Source organism: Bradyrhizobium sp., assembly GCF_035273305.1.
GTDB lineage: Bacteria > Pseudomonadota > Alphaproteobacteria > Rhizobiales > Xanthobacteraceae > Bradyrhizobium.
Window position 1 is genome coordinate 1 of the sequence record NZ_DATEPI010000261.1, and the last position, 3,454, is coordinate 3,454.

General features: G+C 59.0%; 4 protein-coding genes. 2 read left to right on the top strand and 2 right to left on the bottom strand.

All coding sequences use genetic code 11. The features are described from left to right. Nucleotides 1-764: 764 nt before the first annotated feature. Nucleotides 765-980, top strand: a complete 216-nt coding sequence (locus VJV58_RS17330; protein ID WP_324138591.1) for a hypothetical protein — start codon at nucleotides 765-767, stop codon at nucleotides 978-980. 59 nt (nucleotides 981-1,039) lie between these two features. Here the strand turns inward: VJV58_RS17330 and VJV58_RS17335 are convergent, their stop codons facing one another. Further along, the gene (locus VJV58_RS17335; protein WP_324138592.1) at nucleotides 1,040-1,303 is read right to left on the bottom strand and encodes a hypothetical protein; all 264 of its coding nucleotides are present in this window, start codon (nucleotides 1,301-1,303) and stop codon (nucleotides 1,040-1,042) included. Nucleotides 1,304-1,489: 186 nt separating this feature from the next. Here VJV58_RS17335 and VJV58_RS17340 point away from each other — a divergent pair, with 186 nt between their 5' ends. Further along, nucleotides 1,490-1,723, top strand: coding sequence for a hypothetical protein (locus tag VJV58_RS17340; protein ID WP_324138593.1), 234 nt, complete (start codon nucleotides 1,490-1,492; stop codon nucleotides 1,721-1,723). Between the two features lie 28 nt (nucleotides 1,724-1,751). On the opposite strand, the gene VJV58_RS17345 is transcribed toward VJV58_RS17340, so the two are convergent. Further along, nucleotides 1,752-3,224 carry an MFS transporter gene (locus VJV58_RS17345; protein WP_324138594.1) on the bottom strand — a complete coding sequence of 491 codons (1,473 nt, stop codon included), beginning with the start codon at nucleotides 3,222-3,224 and terminating at the stop codon, nucleotides 1,752-1,754. Nucleotides 3,225-3,454: the final 230 nt, after the last annotated feature.

Below are 3,454 nucleotides of genomic sequence, written 5' to 3' on the forward strand. Positions count from 1 at the left end.
CTCGGGCTCGCCGCGTACCATGCTGGTGCCTATCAGGCCTTCTCACGAAAATCGCTGCCGCTGCACTGGGTGGCCGGTTCTTCGGCCGGAGCGGTGACCGCCGCTCTCATTGCCGGAAACCGCGCGGAGGACCGCATCGGGAGCAGCGAATTGAGCTCGAACATCTGATGGCTAGTTGCGGTTTCCTGCCGGAATTCGCGCCGATAGAGATCGACGGTGTCTTGTCGGCGACGGCGGATTATCATCAACGCGCCGTTCGACCTATCCTGCAATCAGAAACGGATGGCGGTCTCTTGCTGTACGTCATCGATCTATACGCTCGTGATGGCGATCGCCCGGATTCCTTTGAGGCCGCGTTGGAACGAAAGAACGACCCTGCTGTTCGGAAATCAGACGTACATTCGATTGAAATATTGTCTTGAGCTGAGCAGACTTCGAGCAAAGCGATATGGAGCGGACGGCCCGCGCCACAAGATTGTTCTGCTGAGCTATCGGGCGGGAATGGAAGAGCCAGGTCCCGAGAAGTCATTTGAGCTTTCCGCCGGAGCGCTTGCGCAGCGCTGGCAGGCAGGCATTCTCGACATGGAGCATTCGGACGCTTTGAATGCGAACGAAGACATCGTCGTAGTCCGACGGACGTAGTCGCGTCCGCGGCGAGGAACGTTCGCTTTTACCCAGCGTTTCTCTGTAATGGAAACGTTGCCAGCTAATCAGACGTGGGTGCTATGAGCTTTCCTTGGCCTGTTACGGATGATGAGCTCGTCTTGAACGACGCGTTGGATATCGTGATGCGCTATTTCGATCCGCCGCTCGATCAGCAGGACTATGCGAGCGTCGAGGGATTTGCGGCCGATTGCATCTTTCAAGCATGGAAAGCTGGCACGCGGCATAAACTGGCACTCGCCAACAAAGCCATCCAGGCGGTGGAAGAACGCCACCCGCTTGGAAAAAATCTGCGGCGGCTTCCTACAGTTTCGTAAGATTGCCTCACGCGAGCGACCAAAACAAAGGGGGCGAACGCCCCCTTTTCTTAGTGTCGCTACCAGTGGCGCCAGCCACGATGCCAGCCGCGGTGCCAACCCCAAGGCCGGCCATAAAACCGTGGCACACCGTAGAAGCCGTACGCACCGTAATAGTTGGGTCGCCACCAGCAATGGCCCCATGGATTGCACACCCACCTCACTTGAACGGCGGGGCTCGCGAGGGTGTCGGCATGCGGCAATCCATTTGGCATTGCGGAGGCAGGCCCAGCCGTAACAGCGGCCGTGCCTGCCAGCGCGATCAAGGCAGTTTTCATTTTCATGCGCATCTCCATTTTGGACCTACGTGAAAACGTTCCAAAATCTGCGAAGTTTCAGCTTCATCACGATTTCATCTTTTGTCCCGAATGAATGACTCACAACAACGAGACGCGACCATTGCAGACGGCGCGTCCTGAAAAATGTCGATAGTCAGGGAACGGCAAAGGGGCTGCTCGATTGAGCGGAGTATGAACGCAGAAATGTATGTTGGTGCAGCGTCGCCCGCCGAAGAGGCTTTCCACATTGCTTACGACTATCTGGAGCGTGCCGGGGCTGTGTCCGAGGAACTCCCTGTCTACGTTTTCCTGGCACGTGAGATAAGACGGCTGCTCGATCGAGGCGTAAAGAACAGGATCAAGCTCGCCAATCTCGCGATCGGTGCATTCTATGATCGCTTTGAAATCAATGAGCAGCCCATCTAGCCGCGCGAAGCAGTGAGCGGTTCGCTGCTCAATCGCCTTTAAGTCGCTGGCTCTCATGGATGCGCACAATCTCGGCGCCTCTCGCGCCCGCGGGCGAAAGCCTGAGCATGCTCAGCGCACCTCCTGTCAGCGCAAAGGCAACGCCAGTCAACAGGGAAAGCTGGGTGCCTCGTTCGGGATAGCGCGCCAACAGCAGCGCCACCAGTGCGGCACCCAAGGTTTGTCCGAGCAGACGCGCGGTGCCCAGCATGCCACTGGCTCCGCCACTTCGCTCGCGCGGTGCTGCAGCGATCATGGTTCGATTGTTCGGCGTCTGGAACAGGCCGAACCCCAAACCGCTGAGCGCCATCCGCCACACAATGTTCGCGACCGATGGATCCGCTGGCAACGTTGCGAGGCTTGTCAGTCCGCCTGCGAACAGGAGCAGCCCTAGTCCGCCCAGCAGTCCGGCTGGGTATCGCTCGACCAGTCGACCTGCGGCGGGCGCGGCAATTGCAACGGCAATTGGCCAAGGCGTGATCAGAAGCCCCATCTGCACGGCCGAGTAGCCGAAGCGGCTCTCCAGATAAAAAGGTATCGCCACGAAAGCCAGCATCTGTGCGCAGAACGAAGCGATTGATGTGCAGATCGAGAGCGCAAAAATCGGAATGCGCAGCAGATCCAAAGGTAGCAACGGCGCCGCCACGTGCTTCTGGCGCCTTACCAGCAGGACACCAGAGATGGCCGCGATCCCAAATTCCAAAAGCCATAACCACATCGGCTCACCATGGCCGATGCTATCGACGGCGGCGATGCCAAGGCCGAATGTGACCGCGCTCAATATGGCACTTTGCCAGTCGAAGGCGTGGATGGCAGGACGAACATGGGGCAGACAATGCCAACCGAGCGCGACGGCCGCTACGCCCACGGGGACATTGATCGCGAACAGGTACGGCCATGTTGCTGCCGCCAAAATGGCCGCCGCTGCGGTCGGGCCGACAGCCGCTGACACCGCTACGACCAGCGCGTTCAAACCGATGCCGCGTCCAAGCATGGCTCTCGGATACGTAAAACGGACGAGCGCTGCATTTACACTCATGATCCCGGCCGCACCGAAGCCCTGCACGATGCGAGCCACCGTGAGCAGGAGCAGCGTGTGCGCTAGTGCGCAAAAAAGTGATCCTAGCGTGAACAGCAGCAGTCCCGACAAATAGATCCTGCGGTATCCAACGATCTCCCCCAAAGAGGCCAAGGGGAGCAGAGCAACGGTGATCGCGAGTTGGTAGCCATTGACGATCCAGATTGAGAATGCGGGACTCGCATTGAGATCCTTGGCGATCGTTGGCAGCGCGACGTTGGCGATAGCGCCGTCCACGACCGCCATGATGATGCCCAGCGCAATGGTCAGGATAGCCCACTTTCGCTGCGGCAGCGGCAGCCCGTCAGCATGCTCGGGCCGTTGGGTGATCTCGGGCACCGGGTTCGGTTTCTCGGATCGGGTAGCTGTCGTTCTCGATGACATCGTCTGAAACCTCAACGCCCGGACAGGGTTCCGGGCCGGATTCGAGGTCCGGCGCAAGATTTTGGAACTCTTAGGGGTTCTTGCGATTGATGAGCGGAATGAGGGAGGAATGGATGACCTGGAATTGGCGGGAGCTACTCGTGTTGACCTTCTTCGTGGCCCTTTTCTGCGCCGCCTTTATCGCGAATGTAACCGACGGCCCGATATCGGGGGTGCGAGGCGCTTGGGTC

Bases quoted from the DNA above. Each gene is read 5' to 3' on its own strand.
- VJV58_RS17335 (WP_324138592.1), bottom strand. From the start codon at position 1,303: ATGAAAATGAAAACTGCCTTGATCGCGCTGGCAGGCACGGCCGCTGTT.
- VJV58_RS17340 (WP_324138593.1), top strand. From the start codon at position 1,490: ATGAACGCAGAAATGTATGTTGGTGCAGCGTCGCCCGCCGAAGAGGCT.
- VJV58_RS17345 (WP_324138594.1), bottom strand. From the start codon at position 3,224: ATGTCATCGAGAACGACAGCTACCCGATCCGAGAAACCGAACCCGGTG.